Raw genomic sequence first — 23,621 nt, 5'->3', positions numbered from 1 at the left:
GGCCACACCGGTCCGGCCAGGCGTGCCGGGCGAGCCGCGGGCACGGGGCCGGCCGAAGGGTCAGAGGTCCTTGGCGGGCCAGTCCAGCAGGCGAGCACCGATGACCGCCGTCTGGAGCATGTAACGGTGGGCGGCGTCGGCCGGGTTGGCGCCGGTGAGTGTGTGGATGCGTTCCAGGCGGTACGTCAGCGCGCGCACGCTGAGGGTGAGACGGCGGGCGGCCTCCGCGGCCACGCAGCCGGAGTCGAAGTACGCCGTGAGCGTGTCGAGGAGGGGCTGGGCGCCGCCGCGGGCCGTCGTGAGCGGGCCCAGGGCGTTCACGACGAGGTCGGCCATGGCCTGCCGGTCGCGGGTGAGGACGGGGTAGACCAGCAGGTCGGCGGCGCGCAGGACCGGGTCGTCGAGATCGAGCCGCTCGGCAAGTTCGAGGGCGTTGAGTGCCTCCTCGTAGGAGTGGACGACGCCGCCGGGGCCGGGCTGGGGGCGGCCGACGGCGACCCGGCCGCCGCCGGTGGCGGCGTGCGCCTGCTCGGCGAAGTACGTGAGGACCTCGTCCTGGTGGCCAGGGGCGATGCACAGCAGACGGCCGTCCTTGGTGGTGAGCAGGACGCTGCGGTCGCCGAAACGGGCGATGAGGGTGCGTTCCACCTGTCGGGGCACCGGGTCGCCCTCGTCGTAGGCGGCCGGGCCCTGCGCGACGGCGACGGCGTGGGCGTGGGAGAAACGCAGGCCGAAGCGCTCCGCGCGCTCCGCGAGGCGGCCCAGATCGCTGCGACCGTACAGGAGGTCGTCGATGAACTCGCGGCGGGCGGCCTCCTCTTGACGCACGGCGAGGCGCTGGGCGCGTTCGTATCCTTCGGCGAAGGCGTCGATGACCTGCTGTACGGCGGCAAACGCGCTGTCGGCCGTGCCCGACGTGCTCGGCCAGGCCGTGCGGGCGGCGGTCAGATGGGCGCTGACCAGGGTGCGCAGCCCGTGACCGGCCTCCGCGGCCTGTTCACCCAGGGCGCGACGTGAGGCGATCTCGTCACGGGTGAGGCGCCGGCCGGTGGCCGCCACGTCGGCCAGAATGCGGTCGTAGCCCTCGAGATACTGCTCGGGAATTTCCCCTGCCACCACGTCGTCCCCCCGGATCGCTGACGTGCCGGTGACGGTTCATTGACCGCGACCGGCATGCAGACCTTATGGAACGCTGCCGGGATCCGGCAATGCGTGGTGGGGATCCGGTCGGGCAGCATGGTCCGCGGGGAGCACGGATGATTCCCGGTGCCGGACACCGGCAGGTGCCGGCACCGGGAATCGAGACCAGTTCGTGCGCCGCGGGACGAGTCTCATGAGGGCCGTGGACGGAAGGCGCGGGGGTGGGGCATGCGGGTCTTTCTGACAGCTGCCACGGGCCTGCCGACGATCCTGCTCACCGCCGCTCTCGTCGTGGCCGTGTGCTTCTGGCTGCTGGTCGCCGTGGGCGTCGCCGCCGCCGACACCTTCGACGCGGACGCGGATCTCCGGGCGTGGGGCATGGGCAAAGTCCCTGTGTCGGTCGCCTTCTCGGTGCTGACGGTGCTCGCCTGGTCCTTGAGTGTCGCAGTGGCCGTCGTCGCGACCGTGTTCATGTCCCCAGGAGCCGGCACCGAACTGCTGCGCATGACCGTGCCGTTCGCCGCGCTGCTCGTCGCCTGGCGACTGACCAGCCTGCTCGTACGGCCCCTGCACCGCCTCTTCCCCGCCGGTCCCGGCCCGGACCCGCTCTCCGAGGCCCGCGGCGGCGAGGCCGGTGTGCCGACGGGTGCCGATCACGAGGGCCAGGATCCCTTCAAGGGCGCGCCGTACGACGACGGCGGCCCGGGTGCTGTCGTCACCCCCGGCCCACTCGCCGACCGCGTGGCCGCCGTCGAGCCGGCGGGCAACCGCCCAGCCGGCCCGCGCCGCCCGGTCGTGGGGCGGGCCCGGGCGGTCGGAGGACCGTCCGGACCCGCTGCGCCACTCGACGTCGACGTCAGCCGGTGACCTCGATCTTTCCGTTGGCGGCGGCGGATGCCGTGGTCGCGCCCTGCGCGCCGCCGGTCCGCCGGGTGATGTTCTTCAGCAGTTCGGCGAGGTCGACTCCCGTGGTGGAGCTGAGGAGTTCGACGCCCTGGGCGACGTTGTCGGCGACGGTCCGCGACAGCTGGCTCGCGCCGTCCGTCGAGATCACCGTCATCTTGTCGATGGCGCTCAGCGGCTCGGACGCCTTGGCGACGACCTGCGGCAACACCTCGACGAGCATCTGGAGCACGGCCGCGTCGCCGTACTGGGCGAAGGCGTCGGCCTTCTTCTGCATCGCCGCGGCTTCGGCGGCACCCTTCGCGCCGATCGCGGCGGCCTCGGCCTCACCCTCGAGGCGTACCGCGTCGGCGAGCGCGGCGCGGTGCGCCTTCTCGCCCTCACCGGTCAGCCTGGACCGCTGGGCGTCCGCCTCGGCCTGCTTGACCAGGGCGATGCGGCGGGCCTCGGCCTCCTGCTCGGCTTGGTAGCGGGCGGCGTCGGCGGGCTTGCGGACCTTCGTGTCCAGCTCGCGGTCGGTCAGAGCGGCCTGCCGCTCGGCGACCTTCTCCTGCTCGGCAAGGACCTCCTGCGACCGCGCGGCCTCGGCCAGCGGACCCGCGGCCGCGGCCCGGGCGGCGGCCTCGTCGGTCTCCGCCTTGATCTCGGCCTGCTTCAGCGCGAACGTCCGCTGGGCGATGGCGATCTCCTCCTCCGCCTTCAGCCGCGCCTGCTCGGCGGCCCGCCGGGCGACAGCCTCGGCGATGTCGGCTTCCTGCTTGGCGCGGGCGGCCTCCGGGCGGCCGAGGTCCTCCAGGTAGGAGCCCTCGGTGGTGATGTCCTGGATCTGGAAGGCGTCCAGCACCAGGCCCTGCCCGGACAGGCTGGCCTCGGCCTCCTCGGCGACCTGCCCCGCGAACACCGCCCGGTCCCGGATGATGTCCTCCACCGACATCCGGCCGACGATGGCGCGCAAAGCGCCGGAGAGCACTTCCTGGGTGAAGCCGACGATGCCGTCCTGCTGCATCAAAAACCGCTGGGCGGCGGCGCGGATGGAGTCCTCGCTGCCCCCGACCTTGACGATGGCGACGCCTTCGAGGTGGGCCTTGACCCCGCGCAGGGTGACGGCACCGCGGACGGCTACCGGGATGTGCCGCGAGGAGAGGTCGAGGGTGAACTTCTGCTGCACGAACGGAACGACGAACACGCCGCCACCGACCACGACCTTCTGCCCGCTGTTGTCGGTGAAGATCCGGCCGGTCTCCGGATCGGTGGCCTTCTTGCCGCGCCGCCCGGTGACGATGAACGCCTGACTGGGACCGGCCACCTTGTAACGCGTGACCACGACGAGAGCCAGCAGGACCAGGAGTACGACGACTCCCACGACCGCGACGAGGACAGGACTCATGACAGTGCCCCTTTGTGAACCCGAACCCCTGTATGAGGGGCGGAACGAATGAACGACAACGACAAACGGACGAGAGCTCAGCGGTCGACCGGGCGTACTGCCACGGAGGTGGCCGACAGGGCTTGTTCGACCCACACCTCGGTACCGCGCTCGACAGCGGCAGCGCTCTTGGCGGCGTACTTCACCGGCTGGCCCGCCCGGTACAGCAGCACCTCGCCATAGCCGTCGGCCGGGATCGGCGTGACCACGGAGCCGGACGTACCCACCAGGTCCGTGCCCCGCGGGCTCGTGCCGGGTTCCTCCCGCATCAGGGCCCGGCTGAGCCGCCAGGTCAGCCAGCCCGCCCCGGCTCCCGCGCCCGTCCCCACCGCCGCCGCGGCCCCCGCCCCGAGACCGGTGGTGCCGAGCACGATCGCCCCGCCGAAGCCGAGCATCGAGACGAACCCGGCGATGACCGGGAGCGACAGCAGCCCGTCGAAGAGCCCCTCCAGCGCGCCGACGCCGTCGAAGAGCCCTTCGAGGACACCGTCGAAGACGAGCGCGAGCACCAGCAGCACGAGACCTGCGACGCCGAGACCCAGAAACAGAGTCACTGATCTTCCCCCCTCGCGGTCCTTGCCGACACGCCGTGGGGATGGTCCCATGTGCCCACTGCACCGGTCATTGCCGGATTCCGGCAGCCTTTACGCGTTTTTTATGCCTGCCTTGCGCGTCTGCGGACGCCCCTGAAGGCCACCTGCTCACAGCCTCGGGGCGTTGCCCATCTCGACGGCGAAGACCGTCGGGTCGCAGTCGAAACCGCGGATCATTTCGTGGAACTCCCACCTGTCGGAGTCATCCTTGGTGAACTCCGCGACCGTCGTGGCGGTGGATCCGGCGACGTGCGCGAAGTCGTCCTTCAGAAGCTCCGTATAGCCGTCGAGGACCAGAACTCCCGCATTCGATATGTCACCGAACGTCTTGGGGCCGCTGTTCTGATGGATGGCCACCCCCACGACCACCCGGGCGAAGGAGGCTGCCAGGCGGTGGAACTCCAGCATCATCGCCTCGACGAAGCCGAAGCCCTGGCCGGTCTGGCTGTGCCGGCTCATGTTGATGGTGCCGTCCGGTGAGCGGCTGTCGAAGTGGACGACGTACACCGGCTGTCCGTAGGGCTCGTCCGATGAGTACGTCGTGGCGATGATGTCGAGATGATGAGGCGGCTGGTTCCAGGCGCTCGGGTCCCACTTGAGTTTCACTTCGGCCTTGCCGAGTCCCCTGCTGACGCTGCCCACTGGCCGCTTCCTCTCTCCGCCATGCCACCACGGGACGATTCCCCCGCACTGTCAAGTATGGCTCCGGGTCAGCCCCTTGAAGCCTCTGATCCCGCTTACCGCGCATGCCGTCGCGGTGTCGTCGTCCGGCCGTGGGCCCGCCCTGGACGACTGCCTACGCCGTTCCGCCAAGACCCGGACCGGTCGGCACCGTCGGACTGCCCTCGAGGACCCTGCCAGGCGCCTTCGCCGGGTCGGACGGAATGCGGAACTCCAGCTCGGGACGGTCCCACACCACGGCGGGTGGGTTTGCGGCCGCCGTCCCGGTGCGCACCGCACCCACGCTGCGGTAGAAGCCCTCGGCGGGGGGATGCGACACCACTCGGACGTGGTCGAGCCCGGCGGTGCGGGCCTCGGCCTTCATGTGCGCGACGAGCCGCCGTCCGATGCCACGTCCCTGTGCTCCGTCGGCGACGAACATCAGGTCGAGCTCCGGCGGGAGGAGGACGAGCGAGTAGAACCCGAGGACACGGCTTTCGTGCTCGTCGGCGGCGACGGCTACGAAGACACGGTGGGTCTCGATGTAGTCGGGACCCACCCGGTAGGCCGCCACCATGGCCGCGTACTGCCCTTCGTAGGCGCGCGAGCCACGCACGAGGCGTGTGAGCCGTTTGGCGTCCCGCGCGACGGCCCGCCGTACCGTGATCGGCCCGCTCCCAGGCGTAACGCTCGAATTCATTGGGAGAGTATTACGTACCCGGGAGCGGCTTCCCGCAGCGGGTCCGGCTCAGGCAGCTCATTCGCCGGAAGAGTGCCGGGTCACCCCTCCCTCCCGCCCGGTCGCGGTGCGACGCTGACGGTAGAGCCCCTTGGCCGTGAGATCCACGCAGCCGTACGAAAGGCGGTGGGGACGATGGAGCTGCCCCTGATCGTGGGCGTCGACGGATCGGACTCCAGCCTCCTGGCGGTCGACTGGGCGGTGGACGAAGCGGCCCGGCTCGGTCTGCCGCTGCGGCTCGTCCATGCCTCCAAGTGGGAGCGCTACGAAGGTGCCGTTTCGCCGGGCACCGTGGATCGTCCCTCCGCGCAGGCGATGGCGCAGAACATCGTCGGATCCGCCGCCGAACGTGCCAGGCGCCGCAACCCGGGCGTGCCGGTGTCGGCCGAGCTGCCGGCGGACGAGGCCGTGGACGCACTACTGCGCGCGGGCCACAACGCATCCGCCCTGGTGACGGGGTCACGCGGCCGTGGCGGGCTGAAAGGAGTCCTCCTCGGTTCGGTCGGCCTCGGAGTGGCGGCCCGTGCCACCTGCCCGGTGATCGTGGTCCGCGGGGACAAGGCGGCCTTGCAGGGAACCCACGAGCGCATTCTGTTCGGTGTGGGAGGCGCCGACACGTGCGGTGAGACGGTGCGGTTCGCCTTCCGGGAGGCCGCGGCCCGCAAGTGCACTCTCGATGCCGTGCGCGCCTGGCGTTGCCCAGCACACGAGAGGACGGACCGTCCTCCGCCCGCCGGCGAAGCGGAGCGCTACCACGAGGAGCGGGCATCGGCCCTGCTCGACGCGGCACTCCAGGACGCGGAGACGGAGTACCCGGGTGTCGAGGTACGGAGGACCACGGTCGAGGGCCCGGCCCGCAAGGTCCTGCTGCACCGGTCGGCCGCCGCGGACCTGGTGATCATCGGGGCCAGGCGCAGGCATGGCCACTTCGGTCTCCAGCTGGGCCGAGTCGGCCACACCCTGCCGCATCACGCGCACTGCCCGGTGGCGATCGTGCCGCAACGGGACTGATCCATGGGCACCGGGGAGGTGCGGCCGGCGGGCAGCGGGCCGTAGTGGTGGCTCGGCTCTCCTCGTCGGCGTGGACCGCGCCGCCGGCTCCGGCACGAGAGAGACTGCTGCGGCACGGTGCCGACATCGTGGTACGGGATCTGAGCGAGCCCGCTCGCGGGAGGTACGCCGAAGTGACGGACTGGATCTGGGAGTACGACGGCTACCTCCCCGCGGAGGAGAGGCTGCGGGAATCCCTGTGCACCTTGGGCAACGGTTACTTCGCCACCCGCGGAGCGCTGCCCGAATGCGACGCGGACGACGTGCACTACCCGGGGACGTACGCGGCCGGCTGTTACAACCGACTCACCTCCGAGGTCGCGGGCCGCCAGGTCGAGAACGAGGACATGGTCAACCTGCCCAACTGGCTGCCACTGCGCTTCCGCGTCCGCGGCGAGCAGTGGCTCGTCCCCGACACGGCGGCCGTACTCGAGCACCGCCAGCTGGTCCACCTGTCGTCGGGGATGCTGGAACGCGTGACGCGGTACGACCTAGGGCAGGGCCGCACCCTGGCCGTGCGCCAACTGCGCATCGTGCACATGGCGGACCCCCACCTGGCCGCGCTGCGCACCGAGTTCACCGCCGAGGACTTCTCCGGAGAGGTCGACGTCGAGGCGGCCCTCGACGGAGCCGTCACCAACGCGGGAGTGGCGCGCTACCGGGAGCTGGACGGCCGCCACCTGACCCACGTGCACACCGGCACCGCCACCCCGGACACCGTGTGGCTGCGCTGCCGTACGCGTACGTCGGACATCCGCGTCGGCATGGCAGCCCGCCTGACCACGGACGAGCCCGTATCGAACAGTCACGCATCCGAGCGCGCCGTCCAGCGGGTACACCTGCGTCTGACACCGGACCGTACGGCCACCGTCGACAAGACCGTCGCCCTGCACACCTCGCGCGACCCGGCGATCAGCGACCCGCTGCGTTCCGCGATCGACCGGGTGAGCGGCGCCCCGGGCTTCGACGACCTGCTGGAGTCGCATCTCACGGCCTGGGACCAGCTGTGGCGCCGGGCCGAACTCGACGTGCCCGGCGCCGCGGGTGCCATTCTGCGGCTGCACCTCTTCCACGTGCTGCAGACACTCTCCCCGCACACCGCCGACCTCGACGCGGGGGTACCGGCGAGGGGACTGCACGGCGAGGCCTATCGCGGACACGTCTTCTGGGACGAGCTGTTCGTCCTGCCGTATCTCAACCTGCACTTCCCCGAGGTGTCCCGCGCCCTGCTGCACTACCGTCACCGGCGCCTCGGGCAGGCCCGCGCAGCCGCCGGGCGCATCGGCCGCCAAGGCGCGCTCTACCCCTGGCAGAGCGGCAGCGACGGCCGTGAGGAGACCCAGCAGCTCCATCTCAACCCACGCTCGGGACGCTGGCTGCCCGACCACTCCCACCTGCAGCACCACGTCGGGTCGGCGATCGCGTACAACGTGTGGCAGTACTGCGAGGCGAGCGGGGACGCCGAGTTCCTGCACACCAAGGGCGCCGAGATGCTGCTGCAGATCGCCCGCTTCTGGGCCGACTCGGCCACCTACGACGACCGTCTCGGGCGGCACCGCATCCGGGGCGTCGTCGGCCCGGACGAGTACCACGATGCCTGTCCCGGCGCGTCGGAGCCCGGCCTGGACGACAACGCCTACACGAACGTCACGGCGGCCTGGGTCCTCACCCGCACCCTCGACGTACTGGACGACCTGCCCGAACCGCGCCGACGCGAACTCGTCGAGCGGACGGGGCTGGACGGTGGTGAACTCGAACTGTGGCAGGACGTCTCCCGCACGCTCCACGTGCCCTTCCACGATGACGTCATCAGCCAGTTCGCCGGTTACGGCGACCTCGCCGAGCTCGACTGGGACGGTTACCGCGAGCGGTACGGAGACATCCGCCGCCTGGACCGGATCCTGGAGGCGGAGGGGGACACCGTCAACCGCTACCAGGCGTCCAAGCAGGCGGACGTGCTGATGCTCGGCTATCTCTTCTCACCGGCAGAACTGCAGGGCCTGTTCCACAGACTGGGCCACCGGCTCGACGAGGACACCTGGCGGCGCACCGTCGACTACTACCTGGCCCGCACGAGCCACGGCTCCACACTCAGCGGGCTGGTGCACGGCTGGGTGCTGGCCCGGGCCCGGCGGGCCGAGGCGTGGACGTTCTGCCAGGAAGCACTCAAGGGTGACATCGCCGATCTCCAGGGCGGCACCACAGGCGAGGGCGTCCACCTGGGCGCCATGGCCGGCACCCTCGACCTCGTCCAGCGCGGACTGACCGGGCTGGAGACCCGCCGGGGCGCCCTGTGGCTGGACCCGGTGCCGCTGCCGGAGCTGTCCTCCTACGGATTCGCCCTCCAGTACCAGGGGCACTGGGGCGTGCGACTGCGCATGGAGCGAGGGAGCCTGGAGATCGCGGTCCCGTCCTCCGACCGGTCACCCATCGACGTCCGGCTGCCCGACCGCTCGGTCTCGGTGCAGCCGGGGGAGACATGCCGACTGCTGCTCCCGGACTGACCTGAGACCGGCCGGGTCAGCCGCGGTTGACGCCGACTGCTCCTGGCAAGGCGAGGTGAGGCGAGGTGGGTGCCGATGGTCGCAATCACCGGCACGGCCCCTGACCTCGAACCGGGCTGGACGAAACAGATCGACATGCTCGTCCGCTCGCCTCAGGTCCTCCACGCCTACATCGATGCCACCGAACGGCATGCGGCGCGACAGTGACGGAGAGGGCAGGCCAGGTCCACGTGAGATCCGGCCCTCCCGGCGACACGACACGCTACGAAGCTGCGTCGGTGTCCGGACGGAGCATGCGCACAACGTCCCGGAGGTCGTCCGGACAGCATGGTGATGAGACGCGGCGGCGGTCAGGACCAGGCGGATCCCCGACCGCCTGCGCGGATCGGCGGTGTCGGCTCAGGCGTCGGCTGAGGCGGACTGCTTCTCGTCCTTCGGCGATGCCGCCTGCGCCGCCGCGTCGGGTGCGGTGTAGTAGACGGACGCACCCTGCTTGCTGCGCTGCGCCTGGGTCCTGGCGACCAGCCCTTCGAGGGTGGTACGCACCACGGTCGTCTTGATGTTGCGGTCGGGATGGCTCTGGCCGAGGGCCGTGGCGATCTCGGCCGCCGAGCGGGGTTCGCTCTGTTCGGCGAGGTGGCCGCGGACCAGGTCGACCAGGGTCGGCTGTGCGGTCTTGGCGGCTTCGGTCGTGTCTGCGCGCTTCTCGGCGGCCGGCTTGTCCGTCGCGGCGGCGCGAGGCTTGGAGGCGGTCTTCGTCGTCCGGGCGCGCTTGCCCGGGCCGGACTTGGCGGCGGTCTTCTTGGCGGTGGACTTCTTCCGGGGAGCGGGCACCGCGACACTGTCCGACGGGGCAGGCTTGGCCACACCCTTGGCCGAAGGCGGCTCGGTGCCGATGGCGCGCTGGATGCTGACCAGCACCTCGTGGTCGCGCTGCAGGGCGGTCAACTGCTCCTGCAGGGCGGCGATCTCCGCGCCGACTCGGTCCTGCTCCTTGGTGTTGCGCTCGAGGTCGGCACTGACCTGAGCGGTGTACTGCGATGACAGTTCGGTGGCGGAAGCGTTCTCAGACATGGGACGCACAACCTTTCCTCGGCCGAAGGCCGAAGTCGACGGGCCTGACACAAGCGTGTGCTGTTGTCCTGGAGTATGTCTGCAGACGGCAGTCAAACCCCATGCACAGTGCCCTGCCGTAGCGATAGTACGGACAACCGGAAGCCGGGTGTCCTCCCTTGAACAGTCTGAGACGAGTTGACCCCTCACCGTGGACCGCCTCAAGCCTGCGGTAGGCGAGCCATGTGTGCTCCTGAGGGACGGTGCCATGACTGTGCCTGCGATGCCCAACAACCCTACAAAGAGCGGAAGTTGACGGTGAACCGTTGGTGGTGGCGGATGTGGGCCTGGTGTCGGGGTGGGCGCCACGACGGGGGTGACAGCGGATGCCGTGAATTGACAGAGACGAACGTGTGGACGGAACCTCGATACGGGAACATCACCGATGGGCGCCGTCAGCATGCCGAGAGATGGCCGTGTCAGTCGTGGCCGGGTCAGGTGACGGGGGAGTGCAGGTGCACCCCCCCGGGACGGCACGGTTCAGCAGATTTGTACGTGGCCCCGTCCGCCATGTCTGGACCACCAGCCGACGCTCACGCTCACTCCCTACGACCGCCCGGGTCGCACAGCACCTACTTGAAGGCCGCGATGTTGCGGGCAGCCCACTCGGTGAACGTGCGGGGCGGGCGGCCGAGGATTCGCTCGACGTCGGGGCTCACCCGCTGCTCCGCGGCTTTCGGCGTGCCCAGGATGTCAAGGGTGGCTTCCACAGCCGGCTCGGGCATGAACCGCAGCATCTGCGCCCGGGCTTCCGCTCGGCTCTGCTCGACGAACCGCACCGGTTCCCCCAGCGCCTCGGAGATGGCCATGGCCTGCTGCCGAGGTGAGACCGGTGCCGGCCCGGTCAGCTCGTATGACCCGCCGGCATGACCGCCGTCCAGCAACGTCACGGCGGCGACCTCGGCGATGTCGGCCGGGTCGATGGTCGGCAGCGCGACATCACCGAACGGTGCGCGGGCCACCCGTTGGGTGCGGACCATGTCGGCCCACTGCAAGGTGTTGGAGTCGAACCCTCCCGGCCGCAGCAGGGTCCAGTCCAGATCCGACTGCGTCACCGCGTCCTCAAGCATCGAAGGGTGGCTACCCGTGGCGACACCCTGGGAGGACAGCAGCACAACGCGGCGGATCCCCCCGGCCCGCGCGACATCGAGGACGCCGCTGACACTGCCGCCGGCGGATACGAAGTCGCCCGAGGTGAGCAGGAACAGCGTGTCAGCACCTGCGAGAGCGGGCGCGAGGCCGGCCGGCTCGGCCAGGTCGGCCTGATGGTGCCGTACCCCCGGAGGCGTGTCCCGCGCGGAGATCCCTCGGGACACCGCGGTCACCTGTTCACCAGCCGTCACGAGCGCCCGCACCAGCGGCCGCCCGACGTTGCCCGTGGCTCCGGTCACCACAATCATGTTCGCCCCCGTTGTCGGTGCTTCTGTGGACACACGGAAGCTAGCAACGCGGGGATAGTAGGTACCTACAGGAAAGTAATGGAGAGAAGGGCTCGTTGTGACCCACAACACAACTCCGGCGGCTGGTATGGACGTTGTCGACGTCGCCCCCGAACAGGCATGTCCGATCGCCCCCGTGGTCGACATCGTCTTCAGCCGGTGGACCACTCCGATCCTGTGGGCGCTCCACACCTACGGGCGGCATCGGTTCGTGGAGTTGGAGCGCCGCATCACCACCATCACACCCAAGGTGCTGACGGACCGGTTACGGCAGTTGGAACGCGACGGGCTTGTCGTGCGCACCTACCACCCCGAGGTTCCACCGCGGGTGGAGTACGAGATCAGCGAACTGGGCCGCGGCCTGGCTCCGCTCTTCGCGGCCCTCGCCGACTGGTCGGTCAACCTGGGCGAGGTGGAGCAGGCCCGCCAGGAGTACGACGCCAGGGAACGGCCTCGCGGCCGCCGTACCCGCTGACAGCCGGCGAGGCCTGCGCCGAGTTCGCCGCCTCTCGATCCGCAGGCGCGGTACGCAGACGCGATCGTCCAGCGCTCGGCTGACTCGCCCTCTAGTGTCGGCGGCATGACCGACGACTCTCTGCGCTCCGTCACCATCGAGCGAACCAGCACCGGCCACTTCACCGCGACGAACGCTCGCGGCGGCACGATCAGCTTCGGCACCGGCTCCGATCCTCACGCGGACGCCGAGTTCACCCCGGTCGAGCTGTTGCTCGCCGCGCTCGGAGGCTGCACGGCGGTGGACGTCGATGTGGCCACCAGCCGGCACGCGGAGCCCCTCAGGTTCTCCGTCGCGGTCACCGGCAACAAGACCAGTGACGAGTCCGGCAACCGGATGACCGACCTCGCGGTCACCTTCTCCGTCGCCTTCCCGGACGTCGACGGCGCGGATCGTGCCCGAGCGATCCTCCCGCGGGCGGTCAAGACCTCGCACGACCGGCTCTGCACGGTCAGCCGCACGGTGGAGATCGGCACGCCCGTCACCGCGGCGGTCGAGGACGCCTGACGTCTGTCAGGGTTCCGAGCCGCCGGATGGGCTGTACGGCCGGGCCGGGATGCTCGCCGCCCGCCTCGTACGGTCCGGAAACGGAGGTCGGCGGTCGTCACCGCCCGGACCGGGGTTCGCGTCCCAGGCCGACGGGCCGGGGGCCAGATGCGCGCACCGTGTGCGCAGCGGCGGGCCTGCGCCGGTCGGTCGGTCGAGGAGTGGCCCCGCATGCCGTCCGCCGCGTGGTTCTCGCCAGGGCGGCGGGCCCCTCGCGCCCACCCGTTGCCGGGCAGAGGCCCGCTCGCCGCCCCTGGACGCCGAGCCCTCTCGCATACCTGTGCCGTGACGAGGAAAGATGGGACGTCGAGCGTCGGAGCAAGTTATGCGGAGGAACGGACATGCAGCATGAACGAGCGGGTCGGCCGGCCGGTCCGGAGGACCTCGTCGACATCGCGCGGCTGGTCACCGCGTACTACTCGCTGCACCCTGATCCTGCCGATCCGGGGCAGCGGGTGGCGTTCGGTACGTCAGGACACCGCGGGTCGTCCCTGAACACGGCGTTCAACGAGGACCACATCGCCGCGACCAGCCAGGCCATCTGCGAGTACCGCAGCGCGCAGGGCACCGACGGGCCGCTCTTCCTCGGCGCCGACACCCACGCCCTGTCCGAGCCCGCCCGGGTCACCGCGCTGGAGGTGTTCGCCGCCAACGACGTGACCGTGCTCATCGACGTCACCGACGGCTACACGCCCACCCCGGCCGTGTCGCACGCCATCCTCACCCACAACCGCGGCCGCAGCACCGGCCTCGCCGACGGCGTGGTCGTCACCCCCTCGCACAACCCGCCCGCCGACGGCGGCTTCAAGTACAACCCGCCCAGCGGCGGCCCCGCCGGCTCCGAGGCGACCTCCTGGATCCAGGACCGCGCCAACGAGATCATCGCGGCGGGAATGAAGGACATACGCCGTATCCCCTACGCCCGGGCCGTCAGCGCCGCCGGCACCGGCCGCCACGACTTCCTCGGCAGTTACGTCGCCGACCTGCCCGCCGTCCTGGACCTGGACGCGATCCGGTCCGCCGGCGTCCGTATCGGCGCCGACCCGCTCGGCGGGGCCTCCGTCGCCTACTGGGGCCGGATCGCCGAGGAGCACCGGCTCGACCTGACCGTGGTCAACCCGCTCGCCGACCCCACCTGGCGCTTCATGACGCTGGACTGGGACGGCAAGATCCGTATGGACTGCTCGTCGCCGTACGCGATGGCCTCCCTCATCGAGCAGCGCGACCGCTTCCAGATCGCCACCGGCAACGACGCCGACGCCGACCGGCACGGCATCGTCACCCCGGACGCGGGCCTGATGAACCCCAACCACTACCTGGCCGCCGCCATCGCCTACCTGTACGCCCACCGGGAGCAGTGGCCCGCCCACACCGGCATCGGCAAGACCCTGGTGTCGTCCTCCATGATCGACCGTGTCGCCGCCGACCTCGGCCGGCGCCTCGTCGAGGTGCCCGTCGGCTTCAAGTGGTTCGTGGACGGTCTGGTCGACGGCTCGCTCGGGTTCGGCGGCGAGGAGTCGGCCGGCGCGTCGTTCCTGCGCCGCGACGGCTCGGTGTGGACCACCGACAAGGACGGCATCATCCTGGCGCTGCTGGCCTCCGAGATCACCGCCGTCACCGGGAAGACCCCGTCGGAGCACTACGCCGCCCTGACGGCCCGCTTCGGCGATCCCGCCTACGCCCGCATCGACGCCCCGGCGACCCGCGAGGAGAAGGCGCTGCTCGCCAGGCTCTCGCCCGCGCAGGTCACCGCGGACACTCTCGCCGGTGAGGCGGTCACCGGCGTCCTCACCGAGGCTCCCGGCAACGGGGCGGCCATCGGCGGCATCAAGGTGACCACCGAGAACGCGTGGTTCGCCGCCCGCCCCTCGGGCACCGAGGACGTCTACAAGATCTACGCCGAGTCGTTCCAGGGACCCGACCACCTGCGCCGGGTCCAGGAGGAGGCCAAGGACGTGGTGATGGCGGCCCTCGGCGGCTGACCGCCCGGACGCGGGCGGGATTGCGGGCGACGGCGCAGCGGAACGCGCCGGCGCCCCCGCCCGGCGTCAGCCACACCCACCGCTCCTCAGGCACCAGCCGCAGCGGCCACGTGTACGCAGCCGGCGCAGGGGTGCTCGACGACGACGTGCACCCGGCGTCGCCCACCCGGTGCCCGGCACCTCACTTCCAGTCGTACGCGTAGGCCGCGACCCAGGTGATGTCGAGCTGCGCGCTGCTGCCCGGAGCCGCCCCGGGCCCCTGCAGCGCGCTTTCGTTCTGCAGCACCCAGGACAGCGGGTGATTCGGCACGTTGCGGGTGTCGTGCCCCGTCTGCCGGCCGTCGACGAAGAACCGCACGTTGCCCGGGGTCCACTCGGTGGACACGGTGTGCCACTCGGTCCAGTCGTCGCTTCCCGGGAAGTACCCCTGCTTGCCGCCACCGCACGGATGGTGAAAGGCGGTGAGGGGGCCGGTCCACTCGCCTTCGGGATGGTCCATCTCGCAGCCCCGGCCGTAGTGCAGCCAGGCGGACTTGTAGCCCGGAGCCAGTGTCGTCACCTTGATGCGGGCGCTGTACTTGCCGTACTTCATCTGCATGACCGCACGTGGCACCACCGCGGCGGCATGCACCGGGCCTCCGTTGCCGGGTCGCCACATCCGTATGAACATCCTCCCGTCGCCGTTCGCCGCAGGACCGACGCTCACGGTGTCTTCCGGGTGGTAGACACCCACCACATCCCGGCCCCGACTGTTGGCCGTGTCACGCCAGCCCGTCGGATAGGCCCACCAGTTGTCGCGGAACTCCCCGCTCAGCCCGCCGCAGTAGGCGGCGGAGGTGTCGACGTGGTGATCGCAGTCGCTGAACGCGCCCAGCGGCACCCGGTCGCCGTTGAAGTCCTCCGCGAGGACCTGCCAGAAGGGACCGCAGTCACCGCGGGGCAGACTCGCGCCCGTACCGCGGCAGGCATCGGCCGCGGCGGGCGCCGCGTCGGCCCGTGGGAACCCGAGGACCGTGGCCACGAGCATGAGCCCCACGGACATCAACAGAATTCGCTTGCTGTGAGGGTGTGGCGCTGCGTGTGAACCCATCCCCAGGCTCCCTCGAGGTTCAGCTGCCGGCCGTCGTCCGTCGTCCCGTGCCCCGCAAGATCAATGGGCTCCGGGGTACGGCCCGGAACCGCGCGGGGAGGCACTCCGCGAAGGAGCATCCTCGCCCGTGGGTCCGTGCGGCGCCACCCCGTGAACGAGCCGTGAACCGGACGGCACCGCTCCGTCATGGCCGGGCCTGAGGGGCAGCGAGCCTCGGGGGTCTCACGTTGTTCGGGACGGCCCGGAACCTCCCTTCAGGACACCGCTTCAGAACTCGCGGTCGATGCCGGTCACGATCGCCGAGCCCAACGCGGCGTCCCCCTCTGCGAAACCGCTGTCCCGCAGGGCCCGGGAGACCAGCCGCACCGCTTCGTCCTCGGCTCCCGACTGATCGGCGGCCTCGACCTCGACCCGGGCGGCGAACATGCCGTCCTCCTCCACCGTCAGCAGACGCAACTCCTCGCTCTCCCCGAGATCGGTGTTCCTGGGGTCCTGAGGTCGAAGCCTGCGCTCGATCTCTGAGCGGACGTCGCCCGGAACTCCTCGGAGGAACGTGCCAGGGACGGTGATGACATAGGTGGTCACCGGGACTCCTTTCGACTGTGCAACTCGCGCCCTCTTGCCCCTTCCGCACCCTCAACCGTCACATACTCCCTGCGCGTCTGCCCGGTCCGCGGCCGTGAACACATGGCGTGGAGCCGCGGCTCGGCGAGTCGGTGGAGGTGCGGTTTGACGGATTGAGGCCTGTGCGGTGTGGGCAGGGAGCTGGCAGTGTGTGGCATGAACATGACTTCCTCAACTCCCCCCACAGGAGGCCGACCATGTACTCGCGCGCGTTCGTCCACGGCTTCACCGCTGCCTTGACGGCGGCTCTCACCCTGGCCGGTGGCCAGGCCTACGCGGCCAAGCCGGGCTCCGGCGATCAGCTCCTCGCGGCCCGTGTCGTCACCTACGACGCCGGCGCGTCGGCCGAGTTCAGGACCGCCGTCGAACGGGGCGCAGCGATCTGGAACGAGAGCGTGGACACCGTCGAGCTGCGCCCGGCGGCCGCCGGGCAGCGCGCCAACATCCGGATCCTGGCCGACAACGGCTGGCCCCGGGCACAGACGACCTCGCTCGGCAACGGAACCGTCTACATCGGACGACAGGCCGTCAACGAGGGCTACGACACGGTCCGGATCTCGGCGCACGAACTCGGCCACATCCTCGGCCTGCCGGACCGCAAACCCGGCCCCTGCACCAGCCTGATGTCGGGCTCCAGCGCCGGCGTCGCCTGTACGAACCCGTACCCGAACGCCGCCGAGAAGGCGGAGGTCGAGGGCAACTTCGGTACCGCGCCTGCCGCTCCGGCACCGGCTGCCCGCAACGTGCTGATCGTGGACTGATCGAGGGACGTGCGCGGGGACGGGAACGGGGACAGCCCGTCGCCGCGCACTCCGGTCGGCGACCGCGGTCACTGCCGCCCTGACCCCGGGCGGCCGCTTGGCGGCGTGGACGAACCACCGGATGGCCGGAATCCCGCCCGCCGTCAGCCCTGGACCGGCAAGATGCGGGTTCCGGAGCGGCGTGAGCCGGGGCGTGCTGGGAATGGACAGCGCCCCCGCTCCCAGGCGTTCATGGCGAGGGGTTGATCAAGCGCCCGGGTGGGCGTAGCCGGTCTGGTAGGCGATGACGACGAGTTGGGCGCGGTCGCGGACGCCCAGCTTGGTCATGATGCGGTTCACGTGGGTCTTGGCAGTCCAGGGCGAGACGTGGAGCTGTTCGGCGATGTCGTCGTTGGAGAGGCCGGCGGCCACCAGGAGGAGCACCTGGCGCTCGCGCTCGGTCAGGGTCGTCAACTCCGGGGTCGGAGCGCTCGTCCTGTCGGGTGTGGCGAGGTAGTGGGCGATGAGTGCCCTGGTGGCCCGGGGTGACAGCAGCTCCTCTCCGCGGGCGACCAGCCGGATGGCGTCGAGGAGGTGGGACAGCTCCACGCCCTTCCCGAGGAACCCGCTGGCCCCGGCACGCAGCGCCTGGAAGACGTGCTCGTCGGCTTCGAAGGTCGTCAGGATCAGTACCCGTACGCCCGCGAGGTCTTCGTCCGCCGAGATGGCGTGCGTGGCGGCGAGGCCGTCCATGTCGGGCATCCGGATGTCCATCAGCACCACATCGGCTCGGGTGCTGCGGGCCAGTGCGACCGCCTCTTCGCCTGTCGACGCCTCTCCGACGACCTCCAGGTCCGGCTCCGACTCGATGAGCATGCGGAAGCTGGCGCGCACGAGGGCCTGGTCGTCGGCGAGCAGAACGCGGATGCTCATCCCTGCCTCCCCTTGACGGCGGTCGCGCGCAGGGCCGTGCCGGACCCGTCCGACGCGCGGGTGGCGGTCGGTGGTCCGGCCGCGGGCAGGGGGAGATGCACAGCGAGATGAAACCGACCGTCGGCGTCCGCTCCGGCGTGGAGGCTGCCGCCGACCGCGTGGGCGCGCTCGCGCATGCCCGTCAGCCCGTGTCCGGTGCCTGTGGCCGACCCCGGGCGGGGGCCGGAGTGCAGCGGGTTGGTGATCCGGATGCGCAGTTCGTCGGGCCCGTGGTCGACGAACAGGTCCGCCTCGGCGGTCGCGCCGTGCTTGTGTGCGTTGGTCAGCCCTTCCTGGATGACGCGATAGGCGGCCAGGTCGATGGCGGTCGGCAGGGGGCGAGGGTGGCCGGCCTGCCGGTGACGCACGCTCAGCCCGGCGGCGGTCAAGGATTCGAGGAGCCCGCCGAGGCGGGACAGACCGGGCACCGGTTCGGTCGGCTGCGTCTCGTCCGTCTCGTCGCCGGACTGTCGTAGTACGTGCAACAGGGGGCCCAGTTCGTCCAGGACGGTACGGCCGGCGTCACGGATGTGCCCGAGCGCCACCTCGGCCTGATCCGGTCGGCCGCGCAGGAAGTGACCGGCGACCCCTGCCTGAATGGTGATCAGGGCGATGTGGTGGGCGATCACGTCGTGGAGTTCCCGCGCGATGCGCAGCCGCTCTTCGGCGACCCGACGGCGGGCTTCTTCCTCCTTGGTCGCCTCCGCCCGCAGTGCTCGCTCCTCCATCGCGGCGGCGTACTCGTGCCAGGTGCGTACGGTGACCCCGACGGCGGCGAACATCCCGGTCCAGGCGAACACGGCGACGCTCTCCGGGCCGGCGGCCGAATCCGTCGCGTGGGTGATGACGGCGTACAGGGAGAGGGCCGTCCCCGAGACGGCGATCAGGGCGATCCGCCGACGGACCGTCCGGGCCACGGTGTAGACCGCGATCAAGGCGGCGAACTTCAGCATGCGCGACGGATATGACGCGAGGACGGTGAAGGCCACTTCCCCGAGCACTGCCAGCGTCAGGACGGGCAGTGGTGCCCTGCGGCGGGCCAGCACCAGCAGGAACGCGGCCGCCGCGGCGACGGCGTCGGCGCCCGACGGTCGTACACCGTCGGGCCACCGTCCGAACAGCAGGGGCAGCAGGCCGGCGACGCCCACGAGGGTGGCGAGGGCGGCATCCAGCAGGCGCGGGTGAGCGCCGGTCATCCGTCGCAGCGACGCCGGTCCGATCACGGCTTCACCGTTCCTTGGGACAGATCCTCGGTTGCGGACACATGTGGCCGCCTGTCTTCACGCCTGCGGGTGTACGAGTGGGGTGGCGGTGTGCCCGCGGCAGACCGGAGTCACGCGTCGCGTCGCTTGAACAGTACGGCCGCACCGGCCAGGAGCACCACGATGTAACCGGCGAACACCGCGAGCCCGGCCCCGGGTGACAGCGAGTCACTGGCCGTCCGCACCGTCATGACCGCGTTCGCCGCGTTCGACGGCAAGTACGGGCCGATGGCGTCGTTCCAGGTGCTCGGCAGTAGCTGGATCAGACCGGGCACGACGAACAGCGCCCCCACCACGAGCGTGATGGAACCGGCGGTGTTGCGCAGCAGGACGCCGACCGCCAGGCCGATCAGCCCGGCACCGGTCAGGTAGACCGCCGCGCCGAAAAGCGCCCGCAACACCCCCGGATCGGACAGCGCGGTGGTGTCCAGACCGCGTGAGGACAGGACCGACTGACCGGCCAGGAAGGCCCCCAGGACCGCGACCGACATGAGGACGAAGCTCACCACGGCGAAGACGATCACCTTGCCCCACAACACCGGCAGGCGTGAGGGGACCGCGGCCAGCGTGGCGCGGATGGACCCGGTGGCGTATTCGCCGGCACTCATCAGTACCCCGAGCACCGCGACGGCGAGCGAGGCGAGCATCACCCCGCCCAGGCTGATCGAGGTCGGGTCACCGAAATCATCCTCTCCAGGACCGTCTCCCGAGCCGACCACACTGCTGAACAGCAACCCGAGGCCGACGACCATCGCCACGGTGATCGCCAGCGTGTAGAGCGTCGAGCGCAGCGACCGCAGCTTGATCCATTCCATGTGGACGACCCGCACGAAGGTCACCCGCTGACCGCCCGCATGCCCACCGGCGGTCCCGGTCGTCTTCTGCGTGTCCTGCGTGTCGTGTGTGTCGAGGGCGGTGGTGCTCATCGGTTCGTCCTTCCGGCTGCGGCGAACTCGGAGGTGGTGGCGTGGTATTCGACGGCGTCGCGGGTCAGTTCCATGAACGCCTCCTCCAGCGACGCCTCCTGAGCGAACAGCTCGTGCAGCACCAGCCCGGCCGCCGCTGCGCGCTCGCCGATCTCGGGGGCCTCGAGTCCCTGGACGTCCAGCACGCCCGGCCGGCTGCTGGTGACCGAGACACCGTCACCCACCAGCAGGTCACGCAGGGACGCGGCCTGCGGCGACTGCACCCGTACGCTCCGACCGGAGGACTGGGCGACGAAGTCGGCGAGCCGGCCCGCCGACAGCAGTCGGCCGCGCCCGATCACGATGAGGTCCTCGGCGATCAACGCCATCTCGGTCATCAGGTGAGAGGAGACGAAGACGGTCCGCCCCTGGTCCGCGAGATCCTTCAGCAGGTTGCGGATCCACAGCACGCCTTCGGGATCGAGGCCGTTGACCGGCTCGTCCAGCATGACGATGTGCGGGTCGCCGAGCAGTGCCGAGGCGATGCCCAGCCGCTGCCCCATGCCCAGCGAGAAGCCGCCCGCCCGCTTGCGGGCCACCTCCGTCAGGCCGACCATGTCGATCACTTCCAGCACCCGCTGCTTGCGGATGCCGTTGCTCGCGGCCAACGCGAGCAGGTGCTGATATGCCGAGCGCCCGGGGTGGATCGCCTTCGCCTCCAGCAGCGCCCCGATCTCCTGCAGTGGGGCCTTGTGCTGCTCGTAGGGCCGACCGTTGACGCGGACCGTTCCGGACGACGGCCGGTCCAGCCCCATGACCATCCGCATCGTCGTCGACTTGCCCGCCCCGTTGGGTCCGAGAAACCCGGTCACCACTCCAGGACGCACGGTGAAACTCAGCGCGTCGACCGCGAGCTTGTCGCCGTACCTCTTACTGAGGTTGTTCACCTCGATCACAATCCACCTCCGGGTTGAGGCCTCAAGGTTCGTGCACGGCGGCGGGTTCCTGCGTCGCCCCACGGCGGTCACTGTCCGTACCACGACCGCAGTACGCCGCTGTCGACGGCAGCGACCTTGGGGTGACGCTCGCCGTCGCTCGCCGTGATCGAACGTTTGTGGAGTGGGCGGAGACGACGATGTTCGCGGTGTACGTCCCGTCGACCACGCGGTGGTCGCCCCCGGCGCGAGGAACGCCTCCTGGGCTCCTACGCCCGCCGGTCCCGCTTGCGGGTGCCGTTCAGACGACAGGGCCGCTGGGCCGCTCCTCGCGAACCGTCTCGGCCACCTGGTCGAGCAGCGCCCGCAGGTGCGTGGTCTCCTTCGGGCCGAGACCACCGGTGATCTGCAGCTCGATGCCGGCGATCACTTTGTCGGCCGCGCGCAGCACCTCGCGTCCGGCGTCGGTGAGGTGCAGCTCCTGCACATGACGGTGGCGCGGGTGCTCGCGTCTCTCCAACTGTCCACGGCTCTCCAGGCGCGCCACCAGTGAGGCGACGGCCTGGGGGGTGACGTTGAGGCGGCGGGCCAGCTCGGCGCCGGTCAGCCCCGGGTCGGCGTGCACGGAGATCAGGAGCGTGTAGTGCGGGGCCGCCAGGCCCAGTGGGCGCAGTCGCTGCTCCTTGAGTGTCTGCACGGCCAACTCCGCGCGACGCAAGGCCCACGTCACCCGGTCAAGGGCGTCGAGCCCGACGGGCTCCTCGTGGTCGAGAGCGTCTGGGCCGAGGGACTCCTCATTGTTTCCCATCACGCGAGAAGAGTACGGTACTTCACGAGCATCAAACGTTTGACAGAAACCCAGCGTTTGATGACACTGTTTCGCATGACACGCACCACTGCTCTCGTCACTGGCGCCTCCTCCGGTATCGGCGCCGCATACGCCCGGCTCCTGGCAGACGATCACGACCTCATCCTGGTGGCGCGACGCGCCGACCGGCTCACCGAGCTCGCCGAAGAGCTCCGCGCCGAGGGGGCCGCCGTCGAGGTGCTGCCCGCCGACCTCATGACCCACGACGGCATCGCCGCTGTCACCGACCGCCTGGCCGCCGGGGACGTCCGCACGCTGATCAGCAACGCCGGCGCAGGCGGCTACGCCCCGCTCACCGAAGTCGAGTCGGCCGACATCGACCGCCTGCTCACCCTCAACGCCGTCGCCCCTGTCCGGCTGGTCCACGCCGCACTTCCCGCCATGCTCGCGGCGGGCGAAGGCACCATCGTCACGGTCGCCTCGCTCCTCGCCTTCAGCGCGGGCTTCACGGACTCGCGAGCACCTCGGCGCACTTTGTACGTCGCCGCGAAGGCCGCCACTCTGGGGTTCACCCGCACGCTCGCCCTTGAGCTCGCCGACACCCCGGTTCGCGTCCAGGTGCTGTGCCCCGGCGTTGTGGCAACGGAGTGGAACAGCGGCGCGGGCCACAGCATCCCCTGGGCGATGACGCCCGAGGACGTCGCGTCGGCGAGCCTTGCCGGGCTACGCCTCGGGGAGACCGTCTGTGCCCCTGGTCTGGAGGGACAGGACTCCGCCCTTCAGGCCTTGCTCACGGCGGAGACCGCGTTTGTCACGGGCGGCAACCAGCCCACACTCGCGGCTCGCTACACCGGTCCGCGAGTCTAGGAAGGTCATGGGGTGTGCCCTGCCAAAGGGGCCTGCCTGTCATCACGCACTACGGGCGGCACTCGCCCTCCGGTGCTGGTGGAGCAGCCGGGCCGTGCACGCCACGACCGGTACGGCGACGGTGGGCACGATCCACGACGGGACGCCGAGCCATACGGCGGGCAACCCCAGGCCGGCACAGGTGATCCCCATGGTGATGAGCAGCGGTTTGCCGTACGGGCGCCAGGTGAAGGGCTCATGGCCAAGGGGCCGGGCCATCCGCACCCCGCCGAACCAGAGCCCCGTCACCGTGAGGAGACCTAGGAACGTGCCGATGGCGACTGTCATCTGAGGCTCGTCGCGTGGTTCTTCGGAGGTACTCTGCCGGACGTCTCCCTTGCTGACCGTCATGACCTGCCCGCGCCACACGGTGGCGGTGACCCGGTCTGCCGACCGAAGTCGCTCCAGCAGCGGTCCTTGATCGCCGAAGGTCACGGTTCCGTTCCAGAAGGGCGTGCCGGACAAGGCCGCCTGGTAGCTGCCGCTTCTGCTCCGCTTGATCTTCGTGTTCTCGACGGTGAAAGAGACCGTGTGCAGGCAGTCCTCCCACGCTTCCGCCGGCGCGCGGTCAGGGCACGGCTCGGCCGCCACGTAGTCCTGGTATCGCTTCGTTTCGGAGGGCAGCCACGCGGTGAACACGAGATAGCAGCCCAGTGCAGGGATCAGGGACAACATGATCAATGCCGCGCCCATGAGCCGCGGCCTGCCCGGTGACCGTGGGGCGGGCGGGTGCAGGCCAGCGCCTGGCGGAGGCAGCGGCGGCCCTGCCG

The 23,621-nt window shown here is 70.6% G+C and carries 24 protein-coding genes; 9 read left to right on the top strand and 15 right to left on the bottom strand.

Annotated features, from left to right (window positions below; all coding sequences use genetic code 11):
- Nucleotides 1-60: 60 nt before the first annotated feature.
- Complete coding sequence (locus tag ACZ5XS_RS20730; protein WP_468653312.1) at nt 61-1,119, bottom strand: PucR family transcriptional regulator; 1,059 nt, start codon at nt 1,117-1,119, stop codon at nt 61-63.
- A gap of 249 nt (nt 1,120-1,368) precedes the next feature.
- Between ACZ5XS_RS20730 and ACZ5XS_RS20725 the strand changes: the two genes are divergently transcribed.
- Complete coding sequence (locus ACZ5XS_RS20725) at nt 1,369-2,007, top strand: hypothetical protein (RefSeq protein ID WP_468653310.1); 639 nt, start codon at nt 1,369-1,371, stop codon at nt 2,005-2,007.
- On the opposite strand, the gene ACZ5XS_RS20720 is transcribed toward ACZ5XS_RS20725, so the two are convergent.
- The 4 genes from ACZ5XS_RS20720 to ACZ5XS_RS20705 all read right to left on the bottom strand — a co-directional run bounded on the left by ACZ5XS_RS20720 (nt 1,997) and on the right by ACZ5XS_RS20705 (nt 5,422).
- Nucleotides 1,997-3,430, bottom strand: coding sequence for a flotillin family protein (locus ACZ5XS_RS20720; protein ID WP_468653308.1), 1,434 nt, complete (start codon nt 3,428-3,430; stop codon nt 1,997-1,999). The two genes, ACZ5XS_RS20725 and ACZ5XS_RS20720, sit on opposite strands and share 11 nt — an antisense overlap.
- 77 nt (nt 3,431-3,507) lie before the next feature.
- A complete protein-coding gene (locus tag ACZ5XS_RS20715; protein WP_468653306.1) occupies nt 3,508-4,023 on the bottom strand; it encodes a hypothetical protein in 516 nt (171 codons plus the stop codon).
- 147 nt (nt 4,024-4,170) lie between these two features.
- Entirely contained in the window at nt 4,171-4,704 is a 534-nt protein-coding gene (locus tag ACZ5XS_RS20710; protein ID WP_468653304.1) for a TerD family protein, read from the bottom strand.
- Nucleotides 4,705-4,858: 154 nt separating this feature from the next.
- Nucleotides 4,859-5,422: a GNAT family N-acetyltransferase gene (locus ACZ5XS_RS20705; protein ID WP_468653302.1), complete on the bottom strand. Its 564-nt coding sequence runs from the start codon at nt 5,420-5,422 to the stop codon at nt 4,859-4,861.
- Nucleotides 5,423-5,596: 174 nt separating this feature from the next.
- On the opposite strand from ACZ5XS_RS20705, the gene ACZ5XS_RS20700 reads away from it, so the two are divergent.
- The 3 genes from ACZ5XS_RS20700 to ACZ5XS_RS20690 all read left to right on the top strand — a co-directional run bounded on the left by ACZ5XS_RS20700 (nt 5,597) and on the right by ACZ5XS_RS20690 (nt 9,222).
- Nucleotides 5,597-6,472: a universal stress protein gene (locus ACZ5XS_RS20700; protein WP_468653300.1), complete on the top strand. Its 876-nt coding sequence runs from the start codon at nt 5,597-5,599 to the stop codon at nt 6,470-6,472.
- Nucleotides 6,473-6,645: 173 nt separating this feature from the next.
- Nucleotides 6,646-9,015, top strand: a complete 2,370-nt coding sequence (locus ACZ5XS_RS20695) for a glycoside hydrolase family 65 protein (RefSeq protein WP_468653298.1) — start codon at nt 6,646-6,648, stop codon at nt 9,013-9,015.
- Nucleotides 9,016-9,090: 75 nt separating this feature from the next.
- Nucleotides 9,091-9,222 carry a hypothetical protein gene (locus ACZ5XS_RS20690; protein ID WP_468653296.1) on the top strand — a complete coding sequence of 44 codons (132 nt, stop codon included), beginning with the start codon at nt 9,091-9,093 and terminating at the stop codon, nt 9,220-9,222.
- A 192-nt stretch (nt 9,223-9,414) separates the two neighbouring features.
- Here ACZ5XS_RS20690 and ACZ5XS_RS20685 read toward each other — a convergent pair whose 3' ends face one another.
- Both ACZ5XS_RS20685 and ACZ5XS_RS20680 read right to left on the bottom strand, forming a co-directional pair.
- On the bottom strand, nt 9,415-10,089 hold the full coding sequence (locus tag ACZ5XS_RS20685; protein WP_468653295.1) for a hypothetical protein: 675 nt from the start codon (nt 10,087-10,089) through the stop codon (nt 9,415-9,417).
- 611 nt (nt 10,090-10,700) lie between these two features.
- Nucleotides 10,701-11,528, bottom strand: coding sequence for an NAD(P)H-binding protein (locus tag ACZ5XS_RS20680; RefSeq protein ID WP_468653293.1), 828 nt, complete (start codon nt 11,526-11,528; stop codon nt 10,701-10,703).
- A gap of 127 nt (nt 11,529-11,655) precedes the next feature.
- Between ACZ5XS_RS20680 and ACZ5XS_RS20675 the strand changes: the two genes are divergently transcribed.
- The 3 genes from ACZ5XS_RS20675 (at nt 11,656) to pgm (ending at nt 14,609) form a co-directional block, all read left to right on the top strand.
- Nucleotides 11,656-12,042 carry a winged helix-turn-helix transcriptional regulator gene (locus ACZ5XS_RS20675; RefSeq protein WP_468653291.1) on the top strand — a complete coding sequence of 129 codons (387 nt, stop codon included), beginning with the start codon at nt 11,656-11,658 and terminating at the stop codon, nt 12,040-12,042.
- A gap of 105 nt (nt 12,043-12,147) precedes the next feature.
- Nucleotides 12,148-12,588, top strand: coding sequence for an OsmC family protein (locus tag ACZ5XS_RS20670; RefSeq protein WP_468653289.1), 441 nt, complete (start codon nt 12,148-12,150; stop codon nt 12,586-12,588).
- A gap of 380 nt (nt 12,589-12,968) precedes the next feature.
- The gene (gene pgm / locus ACZ5XS_RS20665; protein WP_468653287.1) at nt 12,969-14,609 is read left to right on the top strand and encodes a phosphoglucomutase (alpha-D-glucose-1,6-bisphosphate-dependent); all 1,641 of its coding nucleotides are present in this window, start codon (nt 12,969-12,971) and stop codon (nt 14,607-14,609) included.
- 181 nt (nt 14,610-14,790) lie between these two features.
- Here pgm and ACZ5XS_RS20660 read toward each other — a convergent pair whose 3' ends face one another.
- Both ACZ5XS_RS20660 and ACZ5XS_RS20655 read right to left on the bottom strand, forming a co-directional pair.
- Complete coding sequence (locus tag ACZ5XS_RS20660; RefSeq protein WP_468653286.1) at nt 14,791-15,651, bottom strand: glycoside hydrolase family 16 protein; 861 nt, start codon at nt 15,649-15,651, stop codon at nt 14,791-14,793.
- Between the two features lie 315 nt (nt 15,652-15,966).
- A complete protein-coding gene (locus ACZ5XS_RS20655) occupies nt 15,967-16,284 on the bottom strand; it encodes a hypothetical protein (protein WP_468653284.1) in 318 nt (105 codons plus the stop codon).
- Between the two features lie 236 nt (nt 16,285-16,520).
- Between ACZ5XS_RS20655 and ACZ5XS_RS20650 the strand changes: the two genes are divergently transcribed.
- Nucleotides 16,521-17,084, top strand: coding sequence for a snapalysin family zinc-dependent metalloprotease (locus ACZ5XS_RS20650; RefSeq protein ID WP_468653282.1), 564 nt, complete (start codon nt 16,521-16,523; stop codon nt 17,082-17,084).
- A gap of 246 nt (nt 17,085-17,330) precedes the next feature.
- Here ACZ5XS_RS20650 and ACZ5XS_RS20645 read toward each other — a convergent pair whose 3' ends face one another.
- From ACZ5XS_RS20645 to ACZ5XS_RS20625, 5 genes are all read right to left on the bottom strand, one after another.
- Nucleotides 17,331-17,996: a response regulator gene (locus ACZ5XS_RS20645; RefSeq protein ID WP_468653280.1), complete on the bottom strand. Its 666-nt coding sequence runs from the start codon at nt 17,994-17,996 to the stop codon at nt 17,331-17,333.
- Complete coding sequence (locus tag ACZ5XS_RS20640; RefSeq protein ID WP_468653278.1) at nt 17,993-19,258, bottom strand: sensor histidine kinase; 1,266 nt, start codon at nt 19,256-19,258, stop codon at nt 17,993-17,995. The genes ACZ5XS_RS20645 and ACZ5XS_RS20640 overlap by 4 nt, the downstream gene beginning before the upstream one ends.
- A gap of 110 nt (nt 19,259-19,368) precedes the next feature.
- Entirely contained in the window at nt 19,369-20,223 is an 855-nt protein-coding gene (locus ACZ5XS_RS20635; RefSeq protein ID WP_468653276.1) for an ABC transporter permease, read from the bottom strand.
- Complete coding sequence (locus ACZ5XS_RS20630; RefSeq protein ID WP_468653274.1) at nt 20,220-21,158, bottom strand: ABC transporter ATP-binding protein; 939 nt, start codon at nt 21,156-21,158, stop codon at nt 20,220-20,222. The genes ACZ5XS_RS20635 and ACZ5XS_RS20630 overlap by 4 nt, the downstream gene beginning before the upstream one ends.
- Nucleotides 21,159-21,438: 280 nt before the next feature.
- Nucleotides 21,439-21,945, bottom strand: coding sequence for a MarR family winged helix-turn-helix transcriptional regulator (locus ACZ5XS_RS20625; protein WP_468653490.1), 507 nt, complete (start codon nt 21,943-21,945; stop codon nt 21,439-21,441).
- Nucleotides 21,946-22,020: 75 nt separating this feature from the next.
- Here ACZ5XS_RS20625 and ACZ5XS_RS20620 point away from each other — a divergent pair, with 75 nt between their 5' ends.
- Nucleotides 22,021-22,812, top strand: coding sequence for an SDR family NAD(P)-dependent oxidoreductase (locus tag ACZ5XS_RS20620; protein ID WP_468653272.1), 792 nt, complete (start codon nt 22,021-22,023; stop codon nt 22,810-22,812).
- Nucleotides 22,813-22,854: 42 nt separating this feature from the next.
- Here ACZ5XS_RS20620 and ACZ5XS_RS20615 read toward each other — a convergent pair whose 3' ends face one another.
- Nucleotides 22,855-23,544, bottom strand: coding sequence for a hypothetical protein (locus tag ACZ5XS_RS20615; RefSeq protein ID WP_468653270.1), 690 nt, complete (start codon nt 23,542-23,544; stop codon nt 22,855-22,857).
- Nucleotides 23,545-23,621 lie beyond the last annotated feature (77 nt).

It is taken from the genome of Streptomyces sp. NPDC033131, from assembly GCF_055578365.1.
The sequence above is the reverse complement of the archived record's forward strand: the minus strand, read 5'-3'. Positions and strand labels throughout refer to the sequence as shown.

Coding starts and splice junctions, on each gene's coding strand:
- ACZ5XS_RS20725 (WP_468653310.1), top strand. CDS start 1,369: ATGCGGGTCTTTCTGACAGCTGCCACGGGCCTGCCGACGATCCTGCTC.
- ACZ5XS_RS20720 (WP_468653308.1), bottom strand. CDS start 3,430: ATGAGTCCTGTCCTCGTCGCGGTCGTGGGAGTCGTCGTACTCCTGGTC.
- ACZ5XS_RS20705 (WP_468653302.1), bottom strand. CDS start 5,422: ATGAATTCGAGCGTTACGCCTGGGAGCGGGCCGATCACGGTACGGCGG.
- ACZ5XS_RS20700 (WP_468653300.1), top strand. CDS start 5,597: ATGGAGCTGCCCCTGATCGTGGGCGTCGACGGATCGGACTCCAGCCTC.
- ACZ5XS_RS20690 (WP_468653296.1), top strand. CDS start 9,091: ATGGTCGCAATCACCGGCACGGCCCCTGACCTCGAACCGGGCTGGACG.
- ACZ5XS_RS20685 (WP_468653295.1), bottom strand. CDS start 10,089: ATGTCTGAGAACGCTTCCGCCACCGAACTGTCATCGCAGTACACCGCT.
- ACZ5XS_RS20680 (WP_468653293.1), bottom strand. CDS start 11,528: ATGATTGTGGTGACCGGAGCCACGGGCAACGTCGGGCGGCCGCTGGTG.
- ACZ5XS_RS20675 (WP_468653291.1), top strand. CDS start 11,656: ATGGACGTTGTCGACGTCGCCCCCGAACAGGCATGTCCGATCGCCCCC.
- ACZ5XS_RS20670 (WP_468653289.1), top strand. CDS start 12,148: ATGACCGACGACTCTCTGCGCTCCGTCACCATCGAGCGAACCAGCACC.
- pgm (WP_468653287.1), top strand. CDS start 12,969: ATGCAGCATGAACGAGCGGGTCGGCCGGCCGGTCCGGAGGACCTCGTC.
- ACZ5XS_RS20660 (WP_468653286.1), bottom strand. CDS start 15,651: ATGTCCGTGGGGCTCATGCTCGTGGCCACGGTCCTCGGGTTCCCACGG.
- ACZ5XS_RS20650 (WP_468653282.1), top strand. CDS start 16,521: ATGTACTCGCGCGCGTTCGTCCACGGCTTCACCGCTGCCTTGACGGCG.
- ACZ5XS_RS20645 (WP_468653280.1), bottom strand. CDS start 17,996: ATGAGCATCCGCGTTCTGCTCGCCGACGACCAGGCCCTCGTGCGCGCC.
- ACZ5XS_RS20635 (WP_468653276.1), bottom strand. CDS start 20,223: ATGAGCACCACCGCCCTCGACACACACGACACGCAGGACACGCAGAAG.
- ACZ5XS_RS20625 (WP_468653490.1), bottom strand. CDS start 21,945: ATGGGAAACAATGAGGAGTCCCTCGGCCCAGACGCTCTCGACCACGAG.
- ACZ5XS_RS20620 (WP_468653272.1), top strand. CDS start 22,021: ATGACACGCACCACTGCTCTCGTCACTGGCGCCTCCTCCGGTATCGGC.
- ACZ5XS_RS20615 (WP_468653270.1), bottom strand. CDS start 23,544: ATGGGCGCGGCATTGATCATGTTGTCCCTGATCCCTGCACTGGGCTGC.